This is a genomic window from Streptosporangium album (assembly GCF_014203795.1).
Taxonomy (GTDB): domain Bacteria; phylum Actinomycetota; class Actinomycetes; order Streptosporangiales; family Streptosporangiaceae; genus Streptosporangium; species Streptosporangium album.
Map to the genome: position 1 here is coordinate 19888 of NZ_JACHJU010000002.1, position 24887 is coordinate 44774.

Genomic DNA, 24887 nt, shown 5'->3' on the forward strand with positions numbered 1-24887 from the left:
TCAAGCCGGTGGGGCCGACCGGCTCACAAGGGTGTCGCCTCCGGCGGATCCGTCGGGAACGGGCCCGTCGTCGGTGGCCTGCTCCGAGCCGTCGGGACTCGGGTCCGGGGCGCAGGGGGGCAGGCTGAGCCTCATATCGCTGGACCGCATGTCACCGCCGGGGACGGTGGTGATCGTCACCACCCGGTGGGCGTACTCGCCGCATCCGGGCAGTGGGGCGAACCTCAGGGAGACCTCGCGCGCGTAGTCGGTCTGGCCGGACAGCTCCAGGGTCTGGACGTCGCTGGTGAACCCGCCCCCACCACCGACGACCTTCTGGGCGGACCCCAGCTTCACCGTCACCGCGGAGGTGCCGACGGTCCGGACCCGGAAGCGGACCGTGGTGCCGTCGAAGGAGGTGATGTCCACGCTCTCGACCGAGGGCGCCGGACACGGGGCGCCCCTGACCTCCGTCGTGCGGCTCTGCGGGCCACCGGCGGCCTGAGGCGAGGTGGAGACCGTTACCCGCCGGTAGAGGGTCTGCCCGCAGGCCGGGACCGTGAAGGCGTGCGGAACGGTGGGTGAGTAGACATCGGCTCCGGTGAGCGTGAAGCGGCGCGAGGGTGCCTCTGTGAGCCGGTCGGGGGCCTGTCCCTCGGCGAACCCGACGGTGAGTACGACGTCCGCCGTGGTCGACGCCCGCAGGCCGATCGTGGTGCCGCCCGTGTCGATGCCGGTGATCGTCAGGCCGCTGACCGTCTGCGCGGGCGGCGGCGGCACCGTGGGGGTCGGGCTGGGCGCCGCCGGGGGAGTCCTCGACGGGGTCGGGGCGGGGTGGGCAGGACGGGTGGGGCGGGTGGGACGGTCCGGGTTGGCGCTCTCCGAGGAGGGCGCGGCCTGGCCGGTGCCGGCGCGCCGCGACGGCCCGAGAGTGGTGACCGGCTCGGGCGGCGGAGATCCCGTGTCCCTTCCCGAGGGAGTCTTCGCCGGAGGCCCCGGCGCCTCGCCCGCGGGCGGCCGAGGCGCCGGAGTGAAGATCGCGTCGGCGGAGAGCCTGTCAGGTGTCCGGCCGGCGGCGACCAGGCCGACGGTGACCGCAGCGGTGATCACCGCCACCCCGGCCAGCACCCGGGGACCCGGCCGGGGACGGCGTATCCCGCCCATCCGGCCGGCTGCACTCCGCGCCGGTGAGCCGCTCACCGGCGACGTGGACCTGGCCAGCGGGAACGTCAGCGCCAGCAGCGTGGCGAGCTCGGCCAGATGCCGTCGGCCACGCTGTTCCCATTCGGGCCCGTAGGCCGACAGCGCCGCCGTCTCCAGCTCCGCGACGAACGCCTCCGCTGTCGGCGGCCGGTCAGCCCGGTCCTTGGCCATGCCCCGGGCGATCAGCTTGCGCACCGAGCTCGGCACCGCCTCCAGCGGGATCGGCGCCGTCCGGTGCCGGTGCATGAGCGTGGTGGGGTGGTCCGTCCCGTATGGCCTGCGCCCGGTGAGGCACTCGAAGAACACGCATGTGGCGGCGTACACGTCGCTCGCGGGGCCGGCCGGCTCCCCCGCCCACAGCTCGGGCGCCGAGTAGGACGGGGTGCCCGCGGGCGTGTCCTCCTCCCCTGACCGGGCGGCGATGCCGAAGTCGGCCAGCTTGCCGGTGCCGTCCGCCTGGATCAGCACGTTCTCCGGCTTGTAGTCGCGGTGCGCGACCCCTGCGGAGTGCGCGGCCGCCAGGCCGGCCAGTGAACCCTTGAGCACCGCCAGCGCGGCCTCGGGACTCGTGGTGCCGTGCTCGTCCAGGATCTTCCTGAGCGCGACGCCGTCCACCAGTTCCATCACGACCGCGGCTTCGAGCACGTCCTCGTAGTACTCGTAGAACCGGACCATGTTCGGGTCACGCAGCTCCACCATGATCCGTGCGTGCTCGCGGAAGCACGTCATGAACGCGTGGTCGTCCCGCAGGGCGGCGCTCAGGTATTTGATGGCCACGTAGGCGCCGGTGGAGGTATAGGTGGCCAGCACCACCCGGCCGCTCCCTCCGGTGCCGAGCTCTCGCACCTCGCGGTATCCCGGAACCATTCAGTCCCCCTCCGAGCGCCGTTGTCTGTTCGACGGTCTCACCCCCGCGGTCGGTTGTCATGGTTCGCGAACTTTCGCGGAGGGTGGTGAGGTGATTATCTTTTGTCACCGGCTGCGGGGGTCTGATGCGTGGGCTGAGGCGTGCTGTCTCCGCAGGGACCGTTCAGCGGTCTGCTCCGGTGCCGACCCCTCGGAGCAGGGTGTCGATGACCTGGATGGCGAGGGTGTCGGGGTCGCCCTCGCTCTGCGCCGCCTCGTGGATGAGGGCGTAGTAGACGCGCCGGGTCCAGAGGAGATCGGCATCGGGCCGCAGGACGCCGGTCTCGCGGGCACGGCGGAACATCTGGTCGCACCTGTCCAGCACGGAGGCGTGGACCTGGTTGACCTCGGAGTCACCCGTGGAGGTCCGGCTCATGGCGAACCCCCAGTCGATCTTGACGCGGAGGACGTTCGCGGTCACCTGGTGAAGGACGACCAGCGGCGGAGCCGTCGAGGAGTGGGCGGACTCCACGGCCGCGTCGAACTGGCGGGTGGCCCAGGCCGTCATGGCGCCCACGAGTGCCTCACGGGAGGCGAACCGGCGGTGAACGGTGGTGCGGGCGACGCCGGCGGCCTCGGCGATCTGCTCCATGGTCGCGGCGGGATTCCTGCTCAGAACCCGTTCGGCCGCCTCCAGGATCGTCAGCACGGTCCGCTCGGCATCCGCGCGGCGCGCTCGGCCGCCGTGGCTCGCCATCTCTCCTTCGGTCACGGATCGGAGACTACACCAGAGACGCCATACCGGCATCAGTTGCACCATTGATGTTGCATTTAGTACGTTCAATGCGTCTTTGGTGATGCGAATCGTGAAAGGATCCTCATGGACATGCGACTGAACGGGAAGACCGCCGTGGTGACCGGGGCCAGCCGCGGGATCGGGCTGGCGATCGTGTCCGCGCTCACCGCCGAGGGGATGCGGGTGATGGCCGGCGCGCGTACGGTCACACCCGGGCTGAAGGAGACCGGCGCGGTCGCCGTGCCCGTGGACCTGTCCACCCCGGACGGCCCGGCGCTGCTGGTCGGTGCGGCGCTGGCGGAGTTCGGCGAGGTCGACCTGCTCGTCAACAACGTCGGCGGTGGCGACGGTGGCGAGGGCCAGACGGACGGCTTCCTGGGATTCGACGACGAGCAGTGGCGGCAGGCGTTCGACCTCAACTTCCTCAGCGCGGTCCGCGCCACCCGGGCCGCGCTTCCCAGCCTCCTGCGGAGCCGGGGAGGCATCGTCAACATCTCTTCCAACGGAGCCCGGATGCCGCACGCCGGGCCGGTCGCCTACACCACCGCGAAGGCGGCGCTGACCGCGTTCGGCAAGGCTCTCGCCGAGGAGTTCGGTCCCAGGGGGGTGCGCGTCAACACCGTCTCTCCCGGCCCGGTGCGCACCGCCATGTGGGAGGACCCGGCCGGGTACGGCGCGGCGCTCGCCAGGTCGATGGGACTGGAGCACGGGCAGGTGCTGGCGCAGCTCCCGGCCTGGTCGGGCATGACCACGGGCCGTCTGGTCGAGCCGGCCGAGGTGGCCGCCCTGGTCGTCCACCTCGCCTCCCCCCACGCCGCCAGCGTCAGCGGCGCCGACTATCTGATCGACGGCGGAGCGGTCAAGACCGTCTGAGCCGGCGCGGGCAGCCTCCCGGCTCTCCGTGGCGGGCTGCCCGCCACGGCCGCGCCGGGAGGTCGCCCGGCTTGTAGAGCGCCGTCTCGATCCCGACGGACTCCACGACAACGGCGACCACCGGTCCCGAGCGCCGGCATGCCGGTCTCCTCGCGGACGCGGTGGGCCTCCCTGCGGTAGCGGAGACCCACCACGCGGGGTGGAACGCCTGATCGGCGAGGAGAGCGGGGTGACCACCGCTGATCAGGCGGGTTCAGGACCTCACGGGTAGGAGACGACCTTGGAGGGGACCGTCGCCGTGCCGGAGGCGGGGCCTCCGGTGCCGTTGATCACGTGGTTGACCCGGCCGTTGCCGCCGAGGGACACGGTGAGCAGGCTGTGGAACTTGACGCCCGGCTTCGCCGGAGTCTCGAACCCGTTTTCCACCTCGATCGTCGGATCGACGTTGAAGTAGACGTAGCTGCCGAGACCCCAGCCCTCGTGGGTGTTGACCGCGGGGCCGACCTTGTAGGCCGCCCACCCCTTGGTGCTGCCGTTCATGTAGGCCGCCTGGTTCGGCGGGTCGTACGCCTTCTCGTTCTGGAAGAAGATCGTCCGGCCGCGCTCGCCGTACCACTCCACGTCGTACTTGCGGTAGTGCTCGACGAACAGGCCGGTGATCAGGACGTCGTCGCCGTTGACGATCAGGCCGGTCTCGGCGGTGTTGACGTTCCAGCCGATGCCGTCACCGTGGTCACCGCGCCACAGCCAGGTATGGTCGATGATCACGTCGTCGCTGTTGACGACCACGCTGGTGGTGGCGTTGCCGGCGAAGGCGCCGCCGATCCGGACGAACACGTCCTGCAGCGTGGTCGGGTTGGCGGCGTGGTCCGCGCTCGACCCCTGCGGGCCGACCTCGATGAGCACGTCGGACTTCTGCGGGCCCGCGTCGACCAGGAAGCCGGCGAGTTTCACGCCGTCCACGTCGGCCACCTTGACCGCGCTGGCGCCGCCGCCCGGGATGATCGTGGCCAGGCCGAGGCCCAGGACCACGGTGTTCGCCCGGGTCACGTTGATCGGCTGGTTGAGGTTGTAGATGCCGGGGGTGAGCAGCAGGTTCAGGCCCTGGCCGAGCGCGGCGTTGATGGTCGCGGCCGAGTCGCCGGGCTTGGCGACGTAGAACTGGCTGAGCGGGAGCGAGGTGCCGGGGGTGGGCCCGTTCGCCCAGCTCACGCCGCTCGCGTTGGTCCGCTTGGAGGGGACGAACACCCGGTAGCCGCTGCCGTCCGCGTAGAGGTACGGCTTCTCGCGGCTGATCGGGGTGTTGTCCAGCGTGGTGTAGGACTTGCCGGCGAAGTCGGTGGCGGGAGCGCCCTGCACCCCGGAGAACACCATGTTCCACACGCCGTTGACCCAGCCGCCGACGGAGCTGTCCCGGGTGTACCACTGCTGCTGCGAGTACGGGCCGACGGCGCCGTCGATCTTGCTGTCGGCTATGTAGCCGCCGCTGGCCCAGCCGTAGCCGGTGGGTGCCAGGTTCAGCGCGCCCTTGATGTGCATGCGGCGGAACGGCGCGGCCTGGGAGACCGCCCACTGGTTGGTGCCGCCGGGCGGCTGGACCGACAGGTTCTCCGTGGAGCGCCAGAAGTTCTGGGTGGCGTTGCCGCCGAACCAGCCCGCGTCGACGGTCACGCCGTTGAGGGTGACGTCGTCGGGCGACTGGCCCAGGCCCATGATCGAGGTGTAGAAGCCGACCTTGGCGTTCACGTTGTAGGTGCCCGGCTTGAACAGGAAGGCGTGGCGCCCGGTGCCGAACTGGGCCGACTCCTGCTGCTGGAAGACCGCGTCCAACTGGCTCTGGATGCCGGCGCTGGACATCGACGGGTCGAAGACGTGGACGTTCGGGCCCAGTTCCCCGCCGCCGGGGATCACCGGGCCGTCCGATGTGGTGTAAACGGCGAACTCCCACAGTGAATAGCCGTAGGGGGTGGCCCGCGTGGTGCCCTGCATCCGGACGTACCGGGCGGAGCCGCTCACGTCATGTGACTGAACGCCGCCGGTGGCGCCGGTGACGGTCTTCAGGTCGGTCCAGGTGGTGCCGTTGGCCGACCCCTGGAGCTTGAAGGCACTCGCGTACGCGGCCTCCCACCTCAGGTCAATCCTGCAGACGGTCTGGGCCGAACCGAGGTCCACCTGGATCCACTGCGCGTCGCCGGCGGCGCTGGCCCAGCGGGTTCCGTCGTTGCCGTCGAAGGCGGCGCTCGCGGGGGTTCCGGCGTTCTCGGTCGAGGAGGCGCTGGAGGTCTTGTTCAGCGCGGCATCGGTGGTTCCGCACTGGCCTCCGGTGCCTCCGCCGGCGCCGAAGACCTGAAACTCCCACAGGGAGTAGCCGTAGCCGGTGGCCCGCGTCGTGCCGAGCATCCGGACGTACCGGCCGCTGCCGGTGACGTCCCAGGTGTCGGTCCCGCCATCACCGCCGGTGACGGTCTTGAGGTCCGTCCAGGTGGTCCCGTTCTCGGATGCCTGGATCTTGTACCCGCTGCCGTAGGCGGCCTCCCAGTTCAGCACGATCCTGCTGATGCCGGCCGAGGCTCCCAGGTCCACCTGGATCCACTGCGGGTCACCGGCCACGCTGGACCAGCGGGTGCCGGTGTTGCCGTCGACCGCGTTGGCCGGGCCGGTGCCGCCGTTCTCGGACGAGGAGGCCGTCGCGGCCTTGCCCTGTGACAACAGCGTGTCCGCCAGGGCCGGACTGGACGGTACGGCGATCAGAGCCGCTACGACCGCCGAAGCAGCCCATAAAGCGGCAGGACGGAACAGACCTCTCATGCTTGTCTCCACAGGGGATCGGGGGGTGGAAGGTCTAACGGCAGGCAGGCGCGACCGGTGACATGATGTAAATCAACGCCTTATTTCTTTACTTGATTTAACTTATTAGAAAGATGGCCGTCAAGAGGCGGGGCTTCACTCCTGAGCCGGGTTCAGCCGTCCGGCTCCGCCGCCGCTCGTACCGGCGGTGAAGCTCGGGTGGGCCGTCCTGTTCGGGCGGAAGGCGCGGTGCGACAGGACCCTGGCGCATACCGTCCGGATGGTCGAGGAGGCCGGCGGTCCGATCGCGTCAGTGGTCGGGGATCCGGGTGCGACGGCATCCCGCACGCGACCTTACGGCCGGTCGCGCTTCTTCCGGGACGGCGTGGCCGGAGGTGTCGGGCCGGGGGTCACTTGGGCGGGAGTGTCCACGTCACGGTGCGGGTCAACGCCCCGTGGGTGTCGTAGGACCTGGCCCATCCCAGGGTTTCGAACCGCCCGTTCTCCTGGTTGATCCACTTGTCTTCCCGGTTGAAGTTGTAGCGGTCATAGGCATGGATGGTGACCTCCATGGTCGCCTGATCGCCATTGACCTTGACGTCGGAGCTGCCCCAGATCGAGTGGCGGCCGAGTGCGTACTCCCAGTTCTTGGTCGCGCTGTCCGTGACCTTCGCCGGCTCACCCGTCATCTGGAAGTCCCGCTGGCCGGTCTCCCGGTAGAGACGCTCGGCGTTCTCCTGCGCTCGGCGTATCTCCGCGTCGACGGCCTCACGGACCGCCTTGTCCTCGTGGTAGGCCTTGTCGTAGTCGATCCGGTAGTCGGTGCCGGAGCCGTCCAGGTAATGTTTGAAGGTGGCCGCCGCCTCGTCGTAACCGGGCATCGCCTCCTCGCCGTGCAGCAGCGCCTGCCATTTGTACCAGAGCGCGTAGTCCCCCGGTGAGGGCCGCGCGTCGGGGTCGTACGGCCAGGGATCGTCGTAGGGAATCCCGGGATCCCGAGGCGGGCCAAGGTCGTACTTCCCGTCCCGCGGGCCCTCCTCCGGAGACTGCGGCGGCGGATGCGGGTGCGCTTCCGGCCGCTGTTCCATCATCCACGTGGCACCCGAAGCCGTCGCGAGCACACCTGCGGGCCCGGCCGCCCTGCCGAAGCGCGAGCCTTTCGCGGCCGCTGAGAATGTGGGGGCCTTGGCGCCGAGCAGGCGGCGCAGGCGGGTCTCCACGACCCGGATCAGTTTCTGGCCGAAGTATCGTTCGAGTTTGTGGCGCAGGGTCGCCACGGCTTTTTTGGCGAAGAGGCGCAGGGCCGCGATGAAGCTCCGGGCCTGGAGCGCGGCGAGGCCGCCGGAGATCACTGCCGTGGTCATCGCCCAGGCCACGGCGATCAGGGCGTAGGTCGCGAGGAGTTTCAGGAGGAGCTTGACGATTGTGATGACCTTGGCGAACAGGTTGTGGCCGTCTGCCAGGGCGTGCAGGGAGGCCGCGAGGTTCGGCAGGTGTCCGGTCTGCTTGTCGTCGCCTTGGTAGTCGGCCCAGTGGTCGTTGAGCTCGTCGATGTGGTCGCCGGAGTTCTTCGTGGCGGCGTGCGTGACGGCGCCGTTGGCCGTCGGGTTCACCTCGCCGGTGAGGGCGGTGGCGCAGGCGTGGAGGGCCGCCCCGCACGCGTGGAGGTGGCCTTCGTCTTCTGGTGGCCATTCCACGCCGAGCAGGCCGAACGGGGACTGCAGGTGGGCTGGGAGGGTCACTGCCATCGTGTCAGGCCTTGCGGGGGGTGCTTGCCGGGGTGATGGCCTGGATGGTGTCCTGAATGTCGAGCTCGTTCACGCGCATGGTGTGCGCCATCGTCTGGACGCCCTCCCCGGTCAGGTAGAGGTTGCCGTGAAGCCGTCCGCAGGCCTGATGGAGCAGTTCGGTGAGCTGGTCCATGTCCTGGCCGGTGGCGCTGCCGCCCCATGCCGTTCCTCCGGTGCCATGGACGACTGCGAGCAGGTTGCCGGTATGCCGCCGGAACAGATCGGCGGTGTCCAGCAGGTGCCGGCCCGCCTCGTTCAGCGATGCGTGGTCGAACCGGAGTTCCTCACTCACCGTCCACCTCCCACGGCAACGGTCCGTCTTTCACGGATGGGACTTTAGCGGATCTTGGTGTTCGACGGTAAGCATGCAGGCCGTGCCCGTACGGAGGTGACGTGATCGCCGGATGCGATCGGCGGTGCGCGTGTGCCCAGGTGTCAGACAGGGACAACAGGGGTAATTTGATGATCTTGCGGACGGCGACGTCTTGGTGCGACCCTGGTGTCGATGTCCCGGAACCAAGGAAGGCATTCATGGCCCCGGAACCTGACGGCCAGACGAGGCCCACACCGATCAGCAGCTCCGACCTGTGGGATCTGAAGTCCGATCCGGCCCGGCTGGAGATGCTCGCCGACACCTGGCGGAGCCTGGGGACCAAGGCGGGCTCTGCGGAGGGCAAGGTCAACAATGCCGCGCAGAACGTGTTCTCCAACGAACACTGGACGGGCGACACCGCTGACGCGTTCAACGACTACCGCAAGAAGTTGACCGCCGATGTCGAACTGTTCGGCGCGTGGGCGACCAACATCGCCGACACGCTCGACCTCACGGCCACCACGCTGCGCGTGCAGCAAGGGCTCCTCGACGAGGAACGCCGGAAACTCAACGCGGTGCCGGTGAGCACGGACCTCGCGGGTGTGACCTTCCGTCCGAAGGACGCCGAGCAGTCGAGCCTGGTCAGCGGGGCGATCTCGACGGCGACGGAGATCCGCAAACGGGTGGACGGGGTGCTTGAGGAGAAGCGGCAGGACCTCAAGTTCTACCAGGACCAGTTCGACCTGATAGCCAAGCAGTGGAAGCCCCGTACGGTGCGCCTGCTGAACCTCAACGTCGGCCAGGGCGCCGGCAACTCTCCGGGCAACTCCGCCGGCACGGACTCCGGCGAGGACATCTCCAAGATCGCGCAGGTGGTCGCCGACCAGGACGCGGACATCGCCACCGTGCAGGAGGTCTTCAAGCACGACATGTGGGACCTCGAGGAGGAGCTCGAAAGCCGCACCGGGGACAACTGGGACGTCAAGTTCGAAGAGGCGAGCAAGAAGTACCACGCCAGCGACGACTTGCCCATCCTCGGGGACGTGATCAACGCGCCGTTCGGCAACGCCGTGCTCGTCCGCGAAGGCGACGTCATCGAGGGCACGGGGGACAGCGAGCGGATCAAGCTCGACGTCGACGGCGGAAGCATCACCCTTCCGGCCAGCGCGCCGGGGACGGGCGACACACGGATCGACGACGGCGAGGGGCGGTCCGCGGCCAAGACGGAGGTCAACATCAGGCCGAGGTGAGCGGCCTACCAGTTCGGGATCTCCACGTCGACCTGCTGGCCGTCGTGGTCGGAGGTGGCCCCGTCCACCAGGACGGGCTGCCCGCTCATGGTGAGGCCCGGCGAGCCGGTCACGTGGTCGATGCGGGTGCCCGAGGGTGAGGTGCCGACGACCTTCCCGTCCTCGTCGGCCGCGCCCGAGTAGACCGTGTAGCCCTCCTCCTTGAGGTCGTGGATGGCATCGGCGGAGGAGGTGTTCTTCGGGTTGTCGCCGTTGTTCGTCACGATGTTGAGGTCGGCGCCCAGCAGCGACGGGCCGCGGTTCATGGCGTCGTGGAGCTTGTCGATCTGACCGGTCCGCACGAAGTCGTCATATTTGTGCAGACCGTGGCTGTGCACGTGGGCGCTGTAGACGTCGAAGCCCTTGGCGGCGTCGGCGAAGAGACGGTCGGCGATCTCGTCGTCCAGCTCCTTGAAAGCGGTGATGACCTTGCGAAGCCGTCCCTGGTCCGAGTCGAGCACCCCGATGAGGATCTCCGCCAGGCCGTCGGCCGCCGCCTGCAGATCCGCGTGCGCGGACCCCGCCGCGGTGGCCTTGTCGGTGTTGCCGAACGCGTTGGAGCCGGGCACGCTCGGCACCGGCACGTAGGTGACGGCTCCGGGGCCTCCCGCGAGGGCGGCGCGGCCCTGCTCCACGGCCTTGCGGGCCTCGTCCACCTGGTCGGCCAGCTCGCTGACCGAGCTGAACTTCATGCTTGGCGTGACGTCCATGGCCGCCAAGCCTAGCCCCGCCCTACCGGCCGCACCGAGGTTTGCCCCATAAATGGACATCCCCACCAGCGGACCTTGTTCCATGCAAGAGGTCGTCGGGCGGCACTCCCGTCGGGGTTCGGCGACGGGTTCAGGCGGGACCTGGTGAGGCCGGTCCGCACAACGGGCCGGACCTGCGCGGATGGGGCGAGGCCGGCCCGGCGCCGCCGTCACGACGTCGTGGGATCACGCTCAGGGTGTGCACCTCGGCGACGCGGTCGAGAGGCCGATGGCCGGCGGTCCTCAGGCGGAACGCGGGTGTAGCGTTTCCGGATGACCGTCCTGCTGCCCGGTGTCGCGCTCACCGACCACGTCTTCACCGTCCCGCTCGACCACGCCGACCCGGACGGCCGGACGATGGAGGTCTTCGCCCGCGAGGCGGTGGACCCGGCCAAGCGAGAGCGGGAGCTGCCGTGGCTGCTCTTCCTGCAGGGCGGCCCGGGAGACAAGTCGCCGAGGCCGAAGGCGGCCGACGGCTGGCTGGGGCAGGCGCTCAGGACGCACCGGGTGCTCCTGCTCGACCAGCGGGGGACCGGCAGGAGCACACCCGTCACCGCCGGGACACCGGCCGGCACGGACGCCGAGCTGGCCGCCTACCTCAGGCACTTCCGCGCCGACTCGATCGTGGCCGACGCCGAGCTGATCCGCCGCGAGCTCTGCGGCGACCGGCCCTGGGAGACGCTCGGTCAGAGCTACGGCGGGTTCATCACGCTGACCTACCTGTCCCGGGCCCCCGAAGGGCTCAGGGCCTGCTACGTGACGGGTGGCCTGCCGGGGCTGGACGCCTCCGCCGACGAGGTCTACTCCCGCACCTACCCCCGGGTCCGCGGCAAGGTGGACCGCTACTTCGCCCGCTATCCCGGCGACGACGCCCGCCTGAACGCGGTGGCCGAGTACCTGCGCCGCGAGGAGGTCCTGCTGCCCGACGGCGACACGCTGACCGTCCGTCGCCTGCAGACGCTGGGCCGGTGCCTGGGCATGAGCGACGGCGCGGAATACCTGCACTGGCTGCTGGAGACCGCCTGGAGCGGCGAGCGGCTCTCCGACCTGTTCCTGTACGAGGTCATGATGGCCACCGGATTCATCGGCAGCCCGCTCTACGCGGTGCTGCACGAGTTGATCTACGCCCAGGGCGCGCCCACCGGCTGGGCCGCCGACCGGCTGCTGCCCAAGGAGTTCGGCCACGACGCGGACCCGCTGCTCCCCGTCGGAGAGATGATCTATCCCTGGATGTTCGACGAGATCGCCGCCCTGCGCCCCTTCAAGGGCGCCGCCGAGATCCTCGCCGCCGACGGCGCCTGGCCCGACCTCTACGACCCGGTACGGCTGGCCGTCAACCGGGTCCCGGTGGCCGCCGCCGTCTACTACGACGACATGTACGTCGACGAGGAGCTGTCCACGCGGACCGCCCGCGCGGTCGGCAACGTGCGGACCTGGGTGACCAACGAGTGGGAGCACGACGGCGTCCGCGTCTCCGGCGGCCAGGTGCTGGCCCGCCTGATGGACACGGTCAGCGGAGTCCACGGCTCCTGAGCGGCCCCCGCTCTTGAGCGCCGGGGCGGGCGAGCAACAGGGCCGGCAGCGCGCGCCGGGTCGGTCCTCCGGCGGGCACCTCGCTCCCGTCGTCACGCCATACCCGCGTGGTGCCCAGGATCCCGAACCGCATGGGGCGGTTCAGGGGGAGGGGAGCTCGGTCAGCGGCAGCCGTACCTGGAAGCGGGTGTCGCCGGGCACCGACTCCACCCGCAGGTCACCGCCGTGCCGGCCGGCGACGATACGGAAGGAGATGTCCAGACCCAGACCGGTGCCCTCGCCGACGGCCTTGGTGGTGAAGAACGGTTCGAAGATCCGTTCGCGTAGCTCCTCGGGGACGCCGGGGCCGGTGTCGCAGATCTCGATCAGCGCGATGGTGTCGTGTTCCAGGCGGGTGCGGACGGTGAGCGTACCGGTGCCCTCCATCGCGTCCAGCGCGTTGTGGATCAGGTTGGTCCACACCTGGTTGAGCTCTCCGGCGTAGGCCGGGATCGGCGGCAGCTCGGGGTCGTAGTCGGTGGCCAGGCTGATCCCCGGCGGGATCTTGCCCCGGAACATGGTGAGCGTGCTGTCCAGCAGCTCCCGGACGTCCACCGTCTGGTACGGCGCGCGGTCCATCTGGGAGTACTGCTTGGCGGAGGCGAGCAGCGTGGAGATCCGCTCGGTCGCGTCGGTCACCTCGCTCAGCATCTGGTTGATCTCGATGGCCTCGGCGAGCCAGTGCACGGCCCCGGGCAGGTGCTCCTCGCCGACGGCCTCGCGGACCTTCTCCATCCCGTCGGCCGCGAACCCGGCGGCCACCAGCGGCGGCGCGAGCTCCCAGCCGTCGTCCACCCCGGCCTCCTCCAGCGCGTCGCCCAGCTCGTCCTCGGCGTCGGAGATCTCCAGAGGGGACCGCGAGGGCAGGGGCGTGGCCTTGTCCGTGCAGCTCTCCTGCATGTCGATCAACGCGCGCAGCCGTCCGGCCGAGATTCCCTCCTCGGCCAGTGTGGCGAGCTGCCGCCGTGCTGTCCGGATCTTGTCCCGGAGTTCGCCCACGGCCCGTACGGCGGACGCCGCCGGGTTGTTGAGTTCGTGGGTGAGCCCCGCGGTGATCGTGCCGAGCGCGGTCAGCCGCTGCCGCCGGTCGATGAGCTCCCGCTGGGCGAGCCCGCCGAGCCGCACCCCGTCGAGCAGGTGGACCGCCATCGGGAACCACTTGCCGATCATCAGGCCGTACTTCTTGGCGGGGAGCACGAAGAGCCGTGAGGGCTTGGTCGCGCGCAGCGAGTGGGAGTAGGTGTCAGGCGCGCGGTCGCCCAGATAGGCGGAGGTCGCACCGGCGTAGACCCCGGGCTGGGAGGTGGGGGTCATGGTGACCACCCCGGCGGGAGTCTCGGTGGACATGACGATCTCGCCGTCGACGAGAACGAGGAAACACTCGGCCGGATCGCCCTGCCGTACGATCGGCGCGCCCGCGCCGAAGTCGCGCTCCTCGCCGTGAGAGGCCAGCCACTCCAGCTTCTCGTCGTCGAGCTTCTCGAAGAGGAACAGCCGGCGGAGGACGTCGATGCTGGTCGCGAGGGCTCCCCCGTCCCCCATCGTCCAGGTGCCGCGCCTGCCGGGACTCTGGCTCCGTTCGGTCATGCCTTCTCCAGGTAACGGTGAACGAGTGCCACGGCCATCGCGCCCTCGCCGACCGCGGAGGCGACCCGCTTGATCGAGTCGGCGCGGACGTCACCGGCGGCGAAGACCCCGGGCACGTTGGTCTCCAGGTGGTACGGCTCGCGGCGTAGCGGCCAGTTGCGGGGGCGGTTCTCGGTGGCGGTCAGGTCCGGTCCGGTGAGGACGAAGCCCTTGGCGTCGCGCTCGATCGTGTCGCCGAGCCAGTCGGTGAACGGCTCGGCGCCGATGAAGACGAACACCCACTCGGTGTCGACCGTCCGCTCGCCCTCCGGGCCTTTCAGCGTGAGCCGTTCCAGATGGTCGTCGCCCTCCGCGCCGACCACCTGGGTGCCGGTGTGCACCTCGATGTTCGAAATGTTCGCGATCTGCTCGATCAGGTAGTGCGACATGGACCTCTCCAGCCCGTCGCTCCGGACGATCAGATGGACCCGGGTGGCGAAACCGGAGAGGTAGACCGCGCCCTGCCCGGCGGAGTTGGCCGCGCCGATGATGTAGACCTCGCAGCCCCGGCACTCGGGCGCCTCGGTCACGGCCGCGCCGTAGTAGGTCCCCCGGCCCACGAAGTCGTCCAGGCCGGGAGCGGCCAGCCGCCGGTAGGAGACACCGGTGGCCAGGATGACGGTGTGCGCGGCGATGCTGCCACCGTCGGCGAAACCGACCACCCGGGCCTGACCCTTGACCTCCAGGCTCGTGACCTTGCGGGCCGTGAGCAGCTCGGCGCCGAACTTCAGCGCCTGGCGGCGGGCACGGTCGGCGAGTTGGGAGCCGGAGACGCCGTCGGGAAAGCCCAGGTAGTTCTCGATGCGGGAACTCTGGCCGGCCTGCCCGCCGGAGGCGTGCTGCTCGACCATCACGGTGCGAAGTCCCTCCGAGGCCCCGTAGACGGCCGCGCCCAGCCCGCCGGGGCCGCCGCCGATGACGATCAGATCGTAGAAGTCGGTGGCCGGGGCGGTGGACAGGCCGACGGCGCCCGCGAGCTCGGAGGTGCTGGGGGCGGTGAGCATCGTGCCGTCGGAGGTGATGACCAGCGGCAGCTTGGCCGGGCTGATCTCGCCCTCCTCGCCGGCGGCGGCGAGGAGCTGCGCGCCTTCGGGGTCGTCGGCCAGCATCCAGAGGTAGGGCACCTGGTTGCGGGCCAGGAAGTCGCGGATCTTGTAGGACCTGGCCGACCAGCGTGCTCCCACCACGCGCAGCTCGTCGGATTCGCGCCGGTCGGCCCGGTGCCAGGCGTCGAGCAGGTCGTCCAGGACCGGATAGAACTTCTCCTCCGGCGGATCCCACGGCTTGAGCATGTAGTGGTCGAGATCGACCACGTTGATCGCCTGGATCGCCGCGTCTGTGTCGGCGTAGGCGGTGAGCAGCACGCGACGGGCATACGGATACAGGTCCATGGCCTGCTCCAGAAACTCCACGCCGTTCATCTGGGGCATCCGGTAGTCGGCGAGGATCGCCGCGACGTCGTCACCGCGCAGCCTGAGCTGGCGGACGCTCTCCATCCCCCCGACCGCGGTGTCGGCCCGGACAATGCGGTAGGAGTGGCCGTAACGGCGCCGTAGGTCGCGCGCCACGGAGCGTGAGACGCCCGGATCGTCGTCGACTGTCATGATGACCGGCTTGTCCATGACCTGTTTCCCCCCGGTTATACCGACAACCTATCTCGAAGGATGTCACATCAGCTGTTTCAGATCACCCTGCGGGAAGGCCCGGGGCGGGGCACCCGGCGGCGCGGAGCAGGGCGGCCGGGTGGCCGCGGCCGGCACGCAGCCGCGTGAACTCCGGGTCGCTGGTCCAGAATTCACGCAGCGACTCGTGTCCCACCCGGTCGGCGATGATCTGCAGGGCGATGTCGTGCCTGATGTACTCCACCGCCATCAGGACCACGGCCGGGTCCTCGGTGTAGACGCCCCAGGCCGAGCCGTTCACGGAGCCGCCGATCAGGGCCTCTCGCCGGTCGCCGACGACGACGAGGAGGCGGCAGCCCAGGTCCTCCATGATCACATCAGGGGTGGAGAACCGGTGTTCGTACAGATGCCCCACCACGTCCTGGGCGGGGCCGAAGTGCATCACCGAGGCGTCGACGCCACGCTCGACCGCCCGTCTGACCAGCGGTGACAGCCGCCTCATCTCCTCGGGCCAGATCGACACGAACAGGTCGGTGCGCGCGGCGGCCACCACGTCCTCAGCCCGTACGAGCAGCGCCTCGGCGTCCTTGAGGTTGTGGATCAGGTGGGCCTCGGGGGGCGCCACGATCGTGGGCAGCGAGGCCTGCAGCGACTCGATCGAGTCGTCGAACTCCCTGCGCATCCGCTCCAGCAGCGACCGGGGCGGCAGCGGCAGGTAGTCGGTGGTGTCCTCGGTGCCCCGCACCTCGTAGGCCGCGCCCTTGGCGACCAGCTTGCCCAACGTCTCGTAGACCGTGCTGCGCGGCACGCCCGAACGCTTGGCCACCTCGTATCCGTTGAGCGGCTGTCCGGAGCCGACCAGCGTGACATAGGCCTTAGCCTCGTAGCCTGACATGCCCAGGCGCTGCAACTGTTCCACCACGTCCCGCATCGCAGCCATCGTACGGCGCGCGACGGTAGTTTTGTATTGTCCTAAAGCGCCTAATTTAGGTTTGTATTTATCGGCCTGACGTTCGACCGGTGAGATGGCCGGCAGGGACCGGCCCGCCTGGTGGTGAGCGCCTTCCGGTGATCTCCACAGGGGCGGGATCGGATTCATCGTGCGTGGCCGGGCCCACCGATGATCAGGGGCGGGGAACTCGCGCGGCAGAGGCCGCGGCCACCCCCGGCAGGATGGTCGCGGCCTCTGTGCGCGTGGTCGGATCAGACCTGGCCGGCCTTCTCCAGGGCGGCGCAGCAGGTGCCCACGATGAGACGGGTCACCTGGTAGGGGTCGACGTTGGCGTTGGGGCGACGGTCCTCGATGTAGCCCTTCTTGTCCACCTCGACCTGCCACGGGATGCGGACGGAGGCGCCGCGGTCGGAGACGCCGTAGCTGAACTTGTTCCACGGGGCGGTCTCGTGGTGGCCGGTGAGACGCTCCTCGATGTCGGCGCCGTAGTACTTGACGTGCTCCGCGGCGTTCGCGCTGAGAGCCTCGCAGGCGGTGATGATCGGGTCGTAGCCCTCGCGCATCGCCTTGGTGGAGAAGTTGGTGTGCGCGCCGGCGCCGTTCCAGTCACCCTTCACCGGCTTGGCGTCCAGCGTGGCGGCGACGTCGAACTCCTCGGCGATGCGGTAGAGCAGCCAGCGGGCGATCCACATGTGGTCGGAGACCTCCACCGGACCTGCCGGGCCAACCTGGAACTCCCACTGGCCGGGCATGACCTCGGCGTTGATGCCGGAGATCGCCAGGCCGGCTTCGAGGCAGAGGTCGAGGTGCTTCTCGACGATCTCGCGGCCGAAGACCTCGTCGGCGCCGACGCCGCAGTAGTAGCCACCCTGCGGGGCGGGGAAGCCGCCGAGCGGGAAGCCCAGCGGGCGGCCCTCCTTGAAGAAGGTGTATTCCTGCTCGATGCCGAACCACGACTCCTGGTCGGCGAACTTCTCGGCCACCTCGACGAGCGCGGCGCGGGTGTTGCTGGCGTGCGGGGTCATGTCGATGTCGAGCACCTCGCAGAGCACCAGCACGTTGCTGCCGCCGCGGATCGGGTCCGGGCAGGTGAACACCGGCTTGAGCACGCGGTCGGAGGAGGAGCCGCCGGCCTGGTTGGTGCTGGACCCGTCGAAGCCCCAGACCGGGAGCTCGGCGCCGTCGGCCAGGACCCTGGTCTTCGAGCGGAGCTTCGCGGTCGGCTTGGTGCCGTCGATCCAGATGTATTCAGCCTTGAAGGTCATCGGCGGAGTCCTTGAGGAGGGAAGTGGTTCGCTGCTCCTCCAGAGTCGCAAGTCGCGATTTCGCATCTGTTGCCCGAATGTGAACAGGACGTTACCCGGGCCCGTTTGTCCAGGCAGGGGTGGCCGGAAAAGTTCGCACACCTCTTTTCTGGAGCGTGTGAGCCGCCCGTCCGTCCCGGTTCCGGTGAGGTCAGCCCTCTGAGACGTCGAAGAAGCGTGCCGAGGCGGATTCGTGGGCGAGGCGGCGCAGCACGTCGAGGGCCCGGCCGTGCACCACGGTGCCGACGACCAGGGCCTCGACCGCGGCCTCTCGGGGGCCCCGCGGGGGAATGGTGCCGATCTCGTGCTCGACGAGGTCGACGGCGGTCCGCGCGTAGGGGCGCAGGGACTCGCCGGTGGCGGGCATGCCGAGCCGGTCGAGGGTGAGGATGACCTGGGCGAGCTCGTCACGGGTGGGGGCGTCGGGGTGGATCCGCCAGCCGAGGCCGGTGATCAGGTCGTCGGCCTCGGCGCGGGCCCGCCGCCAGTCCTCGTCGCCGGTGGGGGACTCGACCGCCGGGGCGAGGGCGTAGTGGGCTGTGCCGAGCACCTCGTGCATGCTCAGGCTCTCGTCGTCCACGGCGGCGATCACCTGGCGGATGGACGCGATGGGCAGCCGCCCGACCTCCAGCAGCGCGCGGATCAGGCGCAGCCGGCGCACATGGCTCTCGCCGTACTCCGCCCGGGTGGCGGACGTCTGCTCTCCGGCGGGGAGCAGACCTTCGCGCATGTAGTACTTGATCGTGGGAATGGGAACGCCCGACGCGGCGCTGAGCTGGGATATCCGCATCTTTAGATAGTACTACTAGCTAATTGAGGGCCGTGCCCGAGTCCGCCGCTCAGGGAGCCTTGGCGACCGCGCCGAGGATGCTGGGCCGGCGCCGGCCTCCGCTCATGTCCCCGGCTCATTCACGCGCCGGTCCCGGCCGCTGCCCGCCCCGCGCGTCGTCGTGCCATCCGGGCGGCTGCCCGGATGGTGCAGGTGGTCGCTTCGCGGACAGACGGCGATTAATGTCAATAATCAACATTAATCGGTTGTCGAATGACGTTTTTCTCCAATGGTCTGGCGATCCGAGAGAGAACCGCGCTGAGGGGTTGACCACGAGACCTCGATAAGAATAATTTTCATCCAATCATCCAATGGATGAAAGGAATGCTTGTGGTGGCAGGGGCTCTCGGACGCATCCAGACCGAGACGCCCGCGCTGCCCGAGGCATTGCGCCGGGTCGGCGAGGCCATCTTGGCTGACCCGGCCGGTGCCGCCCGATCCACGATCATCGCGCTGGCCGAGCGGAGCGGCAGCTCACCCGCCACCGTCACACGGTTCTGCCGGGTGTTCGGCTTCACCGGATACGCCGGACTGCGGGTCGCGCTGGCCACCGAGACCGGCCGGGCCTCGCAGGCCAACTGGGACGCCAGCGTCGGCCACGAGATCGGCCCGACCGACCCGCTCGACGCGGCGATCGGCGTGATGGCCGCCGCCGACTCCCGGCTCATCCGGGAGACCGCCGCCCAGCTCGACGCGGGCACCGTCGCCAAGGTCGCCGACGCGATCGTCGCGGCCCGCCGAGTGCTGATCTTCGGGGTGTCCATCAGCGGCGGAGTGGCCGCCATGATCGGCGGACGGCTCCGCAGGATCCGGGTGCCCTGCTGGAGCCACGCCGACGCCCATGAGGCGCTCGCCGACGCGGCACTGCTGGCCGAGAGGGACGTCGCGATCGGGATCTCCCACCAGGGACGCACCCGCGAGGTGCTGGAGTCGCTCGCCGAGGCCGGAGACCGGGGTGCCCTGACGGTCGCCGTCACCTCCTTCGCCCGGTCGCCGCTGGCCGAGCTGGCCGAGGAGGTGCTGACCACCGCGAGCCGGGAGACCACCTTCAGGCTGGGCGGCCTGGCCGCCGTCCACTCCCAGCTCTTCGTCCTCGACGCCGTCTACGTGGCGGTCGCGCAGCGCACCTACGGGCAGACCAACGAGGCGTTCGAGCTGACCATCCGTGCGCTGGAGAGCCACCGTGTAGAGAGGAACTGACCGTGAACATCGGCGCCGCCGACTATGTCCATGAAGTGAAGGCACTGGTGGACGATGTCTCCCACACCCAGGGGGGCGCCGTCAGGAAGGCGGCCGGCCTGCTGATCGGGGCGCTGCTGGACGGCGGGGTCATCCAGGCCTTCGGATCCGGCCACTCCGAGGCGATCGCCATGGAGATCGCCGGCCGTGCGGGCGGGCTGGTCCCCACCAACCGGCTCGCGCTGCGCGACGTCGTCCTGTACGGCGAGGACCCGGTGGGCGTGCTCCTGGGCGTCGGCGGAGAGCTGGAGCGCGACCCGTCGATCGCCCAGCGGATCTACGACCTGGCCCCCGTGCGGCCGCAGGACGTCTTCGTGCTCATCTCCAGCTCCGGGGTGAACGGTTCGGTGGTGGAGCTGGCCTCCATCGTCAAGGACAGGGGACACGGCCTGGTCGCCCTGACCTCCGTCCAGCACAGCACCGCGATGACCTCCCGCCACCCCTCGGGCCGCAAGCTGCTCGACCTCGCCGACGTGGTGCTCGACAACGGGGCCCCGTACGGCGACGCGGTCCTGCCCCTCCCGGACGGCGGCGCGTTCGGCGCCGTCTCCACGATCACCTCGGCGTTGCTGGCCCAGATGATGATGACCGAGGTGGTGCGCGGCCTGGTCGAGGCGGGGCAGACCCCGCCGGTCTACCGGTCCGCGAACGTGATCGGCGGCGACGAGCACAACCGGGCTCTCGAAGACCGCTACGCCGGAAGGATCCGGCGAGGTGCCTGAACACCCCCTGCAGGAGGAAGCATGACCCACCTGTCCCGGCGCGAGCTTCTGCGCAGCGCGGCTCTGGCAGGGATCGCCCTGCCGGCCCTCTCCGCGTGCGCCACCCCCTCCGGCGGTGCCTCCCCGGCGGCACCGGCCGCCGGGGTCACCAGCGCGGCCAACCCTCTCGGCCTCGTCGACAGCAGACCCCTGGAAATCTGGATCTTCGACGGCGGCTTCGGCGACGCCTACGCCAAGAACATCCACGAGCCGCTGGTCAAGGCCAGGTTCCCCAAGCTGGAGATCAAGCACAACACGACCAAGGAGATCGCCAAGACCCTCCAACCGCGCTTCGCCGGTGGCAACCCCCCGGAGTTCATCAACAACTCGGGCGCCAACGCGATGGACTTCGGAGCACTGGTCCAGGACGGCCTGCTCGCCGATCTCACCCCTCTCTACGACGCGCCGAGCTGGGACGACCCGGCTGTCAAGGTCCGCGACACGATCAACCCCGCCGCGATCGAGCTGGGCAGCTACGACGGCAAGCCGTACGTCATGAACTACGCCAGCACCGTCTGGGGCATCTGGTACTCGCAGAAACTCTTCGAGGCCGAAGGCTGGCAGCCGCCCAGGACCTGGCAGGAGTTCCTGGACCTCTGCGAGACGATCAAGAAGGCGGGCAAGATCGCGCCGTTCACCTACGCGGGCAAGCACCCCTTCTACATCTACGAGACGATCCTCACACTCGCCGCCAAGATCGGCGGCAAGGACGTGCTGAAGAACATCGACAACCTGGAGGACGGCGCCTGGAAGGCCGAGCCGGTCACGCAGGCCGCGACCGCCTTCGTCGAGCTCGGCGCCAAATACCTGCTCCAGGGCACCGCGGGCCTGGACCACGTCCAGACCCAGACGGCGCACAACAAGGGCCAGGTCGCCATGCTGCCCTGCGGCTCCTGGCTGGAGAACGAGCAGAAGGACTCCACCCCGGCCGACTTCGGCTACGCCATGTTCCCGCTGCCGGACTTCGGGTCCTCCGACGCTCTGCCGTACGGCACACTGCACTCCCGGCCGGGCGAGGAGTATGTCGTGCCGGCCAAGTCGGCCAACCCTCAGGCGGGCCTGGAGTACATGCGGGCGATGCTCTCCAAGGAGGGCGCCGGCAAGTTCATGGAGCTGGTCTCCACCCTGACCGTCGTCAAGGGCGCGGGGGAGGGCCGCACGCTCAAGCCGGGCCTGCAGAGCGCCTCGGCCGCCCTGGCCGCCGCGGGCGACAACGTCGTCTGGTTCCTGTTCCGCAAGTGGTACGTCGAGATGCACGACGAGGTGGCCGCGGCCTCCGGACAGCTCATGAACGGCAAGTTGACCGTCGCGCAGTGGGCGGACCGCGCGCAGCGGAAGGCCGACTCGATCAAGAATGACTCCTCCGTGAAGAAGTTCACGAGGTAGCCGAGGTGGGCAGCGGCGCCGGGGGACCGGCAAGGAGCGGAGGCGGATCCGGCGTGGCGGACGGAGCGGGCGCGGTGGCCGGCGGGGCGGGCGAGGAAGCGGGGGGCGGCCGGTGAACCACGGCAGGACACGATTCGTCACCGGGTTCCTCTCGATCCCGGTGGCGCTCTACCTGATCTACGTGATCGCCCCGTACGCGCAGGCGTTCTACATCGCGCTCACCGACTGGCGCGGAGTCACCGCCACCCCGCGGTTCGTGGGCCTGGAGAACTTCCGGAGGCTCCTCGACGACGACGTCTTCTGGAGGGCGGTCGGCCACAACCTCCTCCTGCTGGTCCTGATGCCGCTGCTCACCGTCACCATCGCTCTCTTCTTCGCCTTCCTGCTCAACGCGGGCGGGCGGGGCGGCACCGGGGGCGTCTGGGGGTCGAAGTTCTACCGGGTGGTGTTCTTCTTCCCCCAGGTCCTCGCCGTCGCCGTGGTCGCGGTCCTGTTCCAGCAGGTCTTCCGGCCCGACAGGAGCGGCATGCTCAACGCGCCGCTCATGGCCCTCGGGTTCGAGCCGATCGGGTTCCTGTCCGACACCGGCGTGGCGCTGTGGGCGATCCTCGGCGTGCTCGTCTGGCAGGCGGTCGGCTTCTACGTGGTGCTGTTCTCGGCGGGCATCGCCTCCATCCCGCGCGACCTGTTCGAGGCGGCGGCCATCGACGGTGCCGGGGGAGCGCAGCTTTTCCTCCGGATCACCCTGCCCCTGCTCTGGGACACCATCCAGGTCGGCTGGGTCTATCTCGGCATCGCGGCGATGGACGTCTTCGCCGTCGTGTGGGTGATGACGGCCGAGCAGGGCGGACCCGACCACTCAACGACCGTGATGGCGGCGGAGGTCTACCGCACCGCGTTCGGTTACTTCAAGTTCGGCTACGCCTCCGCGATGGGCGTGGTGCTGTTCTTCTTCACCATTGGGTTCGCGGCGCTGGCCCTGCGCCTGTCGCGGCGTGAGCGAATCGAGTTCTAGTGGCGGAAGCGGTGATCCCCCGGAGCCGGGCCCAGGTCCGGCAGGAGCGCAGAAGAGCGCTGGGGCCCTTCGCGGCTCTGACGCACCTCGCGCTGCTGGCGTGGACGGTCCTGGTCGTGGTCCCGATCGTGTGGACCTTCCTGGCGTCGGTCAAGAGCGAGGACGAGATCTTCGGCGACGCCTGGTCGCTGCCGGCCGTCCTGCGCTTCGACAGCTGGGGGCGGGCCTGGGAGCAGGCCCACATCGGCCAATACATGATCAACAGCGTCATCGTGGTGGCGTGCGGCACGTTCGGCACGATGCTGTTCGGCTCGATGGCCGCCTACGTGCTCGCCCGCTACTCCTTCTTCGGCAACCGGGCCGTCTACCTGCTCTTCGTCTCGGGTCTGGCGTTCCCGGTCTACCTGGCGCTGGGCCCGCTGTTCTTCGTCGTGCAGAACATGGGCACCCTCCCGGTGGTCGGCCCGTTCATCGGCCTGGGCACCCACGGCGGGCTGGTCCTCGTCTACATCGCCTACTCGCTGCCGTTCACCGTGTTCTTCCTCGCCGCGTTCTTCCGGACGCTGCCGGGCGCGGTGGCCGAGGCGGCCTTCGTGGACGGTGCCTCGCACGCGCGGGTGTTCTTCCAGATCATGCTCCCGATGGCCAAGCCGGGCATCGTCAGCGTGACGATCTTCAACGTGCTGGGGCAGTGGAACCAGTACCAGCTCCCGCTGGTCCTGCTCAACTCCGACAGGCAGAAGTGGGTGCTCACCCAGGGCATCGCCGAAATCTCCACCGCCGCCGGCTACGACGCGGACTGGTCGGCCCTGTTCGCCGCGCTCAGCATGGCCATCCTCCCGATGCTGGTCGTCTACACGATCTTCCAGAGCCAGATCCAGAAGGGCCTCACCGCGGGGGCGCTCAAGTAGCCGGGAGATCCCGTTTGACTATCGGGAGAGAATGGGTTGACTCATGGGGCGGGTGGTGGGTTAGGTTCGTTAGGAAACCTTCCTAACGAACGAGCGCGGGCCCTCACCTCCGGCCCTTCCCCGCCAACCCCAGGGAGAGACACGTGCCCATCTCGTCAGATCCGCGCCCCGGCCACCGGTCCCTGCGGCTCCTCCTCGTCCCGGTCATGGCCGCCGCCCCTGCCCTGGTCATCCTGGCGGGTCCCGGGCGCGCCGCCGAGCCCGTCCCGTCCTCCGCCGTGTCCTCGCAGGCGACGGTCTCCGCCGCCGGGGCCGACCTCACCGATCCGCGCAAGAAGGACATCGCGATGCAGCTCGTCTCCAGCGCGGAGAACTCCTCCCTCAACTGGAAGGCGCAGTACAAGTACATCGAGGACATCGACGACGGGCGCGGCTACACCGCCGGGATCATCGGCTTCTGCTCCGGCACCGGCGACATGCTCGATCTCGTCGAGCTCTACGCCCGGCGCAAGCCCGGAAACGTGCTCGCCACCTACCTGCCCGCTCTCCGCAAGGTCGACGGCACCGACTCCCACAAGGGTCTGGACCCGAACTACACCAGGGACTGGGCCACCGCCGCCAAGGACACGGTCTTCCAGCAGGCGCAGAACGACGAGCGGGACCGGGTCTACTTCAACCCCGCGGTCGCGCAGGCCAAGAAGGACGGCCTGCGCGCCCTGGGCCAGTTCGTCTACTACGACGCCATCGTCATGCACGGCGACGGGGACGATCCGCAGAGCTTCGGCTCGATCCGAAAGAACGCCCTGAAGAAGGCCAAGCCGCCCGCGCAGGGCGGTGACGAGACGAAGTACCTGAACGCCTTCCTCGACGCCCGCAAGGTCGCCATGAGGGCCGAGGAGGCGCACGAGGACACCAGCCGGGTCGACACCGCCCAGCGGGTCTTCCTCAACAAGGGGAATCTCGACCTGAACACCCCGCTGTCCTGGAAGGTCTACGGCGACCCCTACCGGATCGGCTGACCGGCTCCGGCGGACGGGAGGCGCAC

At 69.5% G+C, this 24887-nt stretch carries 20 protein-coding genes; 9 read left to right on the forward strand and 11 right to left on the reverse strand.

Annotated features, from left to right (window positions below):
* A complete protein-coding gene (locus tag FHR32_RS23590; RefSeq protein WP_184756705.1) occupies positions 1-2049 on the reverse strand; it encodes a serine/threonine-protein kinase in 2049 nt (682 codons plus the stop codon).
* A 163-nt stretch (positions 2050-2212) separates the two neighbouring features.
* Positions 2213-2800: a TetR/AcrR family transcriptional regulator gene (locus tag FHR32_RS23595; RefSeq protein ID WP_312882676.1), complete on the reverse strand. Its 588-nt coding sequence runs from the start codon at positions 2798-2800 to the stop codon at positions 2213-2215.
* Positions 2801-2908: 108 nt separating this feature from the next.
* On the opposite strand from FHR32_RS23595, the gene FHR32_RS23600 reads away from it, so the two are divergent.
* Complete coding sequence (locus FHR32_RS23600) at positions 2909-3697, forward strand: SDR family NAD(P)-dependent oxidoreductase (RefSeq protein WP_184756706.1); 789 nt, start codon at positions 2909-2911, stop codon at positions 3695-3697.
* A gap of 261 nt (positions 3698-3958) precedes the next feature.
* Here the strand turns inward: FHR32_RS23600 and FHR32_RS23605 are convergent, their stop codons facing one another.
* The 3 genes from FHR32_RS23605 to FHR32_RS23615 form a co-directional block, all read right to left on the reverse strand.
* The gene (locus FHR32_RS23605; RefSeq protein WP_184756707.1) at positions 3959-6505 is read right to left on the reverse strand and encodes a discoidin domain-containing protein; all 2547 of its coding nucleotides are present in this window, start codon (positions 6503-6505) and stop codon (positions 3959-3961) included.
* A 389-nt stretch (positions 6506-6894) separates the two neighbouring features.
* The gene (locus FHR32_RS23610) at positions 6895-8232 is read right to left on the reverse strand and encodes a WXG100-like domain-containing protein (protein WP_184756708.1); all 1338 of its coding nucleotides are present in this window, start codon (positions 8230-8232) and stop codon (positions 6895-6897) included.
* A gap of 4 nt (positions 8233-8236) precedes the next feature.
* Positions 8237-8566, reverse strand: a complete 330-nt coding sequence (locus FHR32_RS23615; protein WP_184756709.1) for a hypothetical protein — start codon at positions 8564-8566, stop codon at positions 8237-8239.
* Between the two features lie 239 nt (positions 8567-8805).
* Here FHR32_RS23615 and FHR32_RS23620 point away from each other — a divergent pair, with 239 nt between their 5' ends.
* Positions 8806-9837 carry an endonuclease/exonuclease/phosphatase family protein gene (locus tag FHR32_RS23620; RefSeq protein WP_184756710.1) on the forward strand — a complete coding sequence of 344 codons (1032 nt, stop codon included), beginning with the start codon at positions 8806-8808 and terminating at the stop codon, positions 9835-9837.
* A 5-nt stretch (positions 9838-9842) separates the two neighbouring features.
* On the opposite strand, the gene FHR32_RS23625 is transcribed toward FHR32_RS23620, so the two are convergent.
* On the reverse strand, positions 9843-10586 hold the full coding sequence (locus FHR32_RS23625; protein ID WP_184756711.1) for an endonuclease/exonuclease/phosphatase family protein: 744 nt from the start codon (positions 10584-10586) through the stop codon (positions 9843-9845).
* Positions 10587-10898: 312 nt separating this feature from the next.
* Here FHR32_RS23625 and FHR32_RS23630 point away from each other — a divergent pair, with 312 nt between their 5' ends.
* Entirely contained in the window at positions 10899-12158 is a 1260-nt protein-coding gene (locus FHR32_RS23630) for an alpha/beta fold hydrolase (protein ID WP_184756712.1), read from the forward strand.
* 141 nt (positions 12159-12299) lie between these two features.
* Here FHR32_RS23630 and FHR32_RS23635 read toward each other — a convergent pair whose 3' ends face one another.
* The 5 genes from FHR32_RS23635 to FHR32_RS23655 all read right to left on the reverse strand — a co-directional run bounded on the left by FHR32_RS23635 (position 12300) and on the right by FHR32_RS23655 (position 18491).
* On the reverse strand, positions 12300-13784 hold the full coding sequence (locus tag FHR32_RS23635; RefSeq protein WP_246467382.1) for an ATP-binding protein: 1485 nt from the start codon (positions 13782-13784) through the stop codon (positions 12300-12302).
* Positions 13781-15445, reverse strand: coding sequence for an NAD(P)/FAD-dependent oxidoreductase (locus FHR32_RS23640; protein WP_184756713.1), 1665 nt, complete (start codon positions 15443-15445; stop codon positions 13781-13783). Before FHR32_RS23640 ends, FHR32_RS23635 begins: the two co-directional genes overlap by 4 nt.
* A gap of 64 nt (positions 15446-15509) precedes the next feature.
* Positions 15510-16376: a TrmB family transcriptional regulator gene (locus tag FHR32_RS23645; protein WP_184756714.1), complete on the reverse strand. Its 867-nt coding sequence runs from the start codon at positions 16374-16376 to the stop codon at positions 15510-15512.
* A 272-nt stretch (positions 16377-16648) separates the two neighbouring features.
* Positions 16649-17662 carry a glutamine synthetase gene (glnII, locus tag FHR32_RS23650; RefSeq protein ID WP_184756715.1) on the reverse strand — a complete coding sequence of 338 codons (1014 nt, stop codon included), beginning with the start codon at positions 17660-17662 and terminating at the stop codon, positions 16649-16651.
* A 190-nt stretch (positions 17663-17852) separates the two neighbouring features.
* Entirely contained in the window at positions 17853-18491 is a 639-nt protein-coding gene (locus FHR32_RS23655) for a MerR family transcriptional regulator (RefSeq protein WP_184756716.1), read from the reverse strand.
* A gap of 354 nt (positions 18492-18845) precedes the next feature.
* Here FHR32_RS23655 and FHR32_RS23660 point away from each other — a divergent pair, with 354 nt between their 5' ends.
* From FHR32_RS23660 to FHR32_RS23685, 6 genes are all read left to right on the forward strand, one after another.
* Positions 18846-19730, forward strand: coding sequence for a MurR/RpiR family transcriptional regulator (locus tag FHR32_RS23660; protein WP_246467384.1), 885 nt, complete (start codon positions 18846-18848; stop codon positions 19728-19730).
* Between the two features lie 2 nt (positions 19731-19732).
* Positions 19733-20491, forward strand: coding sequence for a sugar isomerase domain-containing protein (locus tag FHR32_RS23665; RefSeq protein WP_184756717.1), 759 nt, complete (start codon positions 19733-19735; stop codon positions 20489-20491).
* A gap of 21 nt (positions 20492-20512) precedes the next feature.
* Positions 20513-21916 (forward strand): N-acetylglucosamine/diacetylchitobiose ABC transporter substrate-binding protein, encoded by a 1404-nt coding sequence (ngcE, locus tag FHR32_RS23670; protein WP_184756718.1) that lies wholly within the window; start codon positions 20513-20515, stop codon positions 21914-21916.
* 112 nt (positions 21917-22028) lie between these two features.
* Positions 22029-22931 (forward strand): carbohydrate ABC transporter permease, encoded by a 903-nt coding sequence (locus tag FHR32_RS23675; protein WP_184756719.1) that lies wholly within the window; start codon positions 22029-22031, stop codon positions 22929-22931.
* Positions 22931-23842: a carbohydrate ABC transporter permease gene (locus tag FHR32_RS23680; RefSeq protein WP_184756720.1), complete on the forward strand. Its 912-nt coding sequence runs from the start codon at positions 22931-22933 to the stop codon at positions 23840-23842. The genes FHR32_RS23675 and FHR32_RS23680 overlap by 1 nt, the downstream gene beginning before the upstream one ends.
* A 143-nt stretch (positions 23843-23985) precedes the next feature.
* A complete protein-coding gene (locus FHR32_RS23685; RefSeq protein ID WP_312882677.1) occupies positions 23986-24861 on the forward strand; it encodes a chitosanase in 876 nt (291 codons plus the stop codon).
* Positions 24862-24887 lie beyond the last annotated feature (26 nt).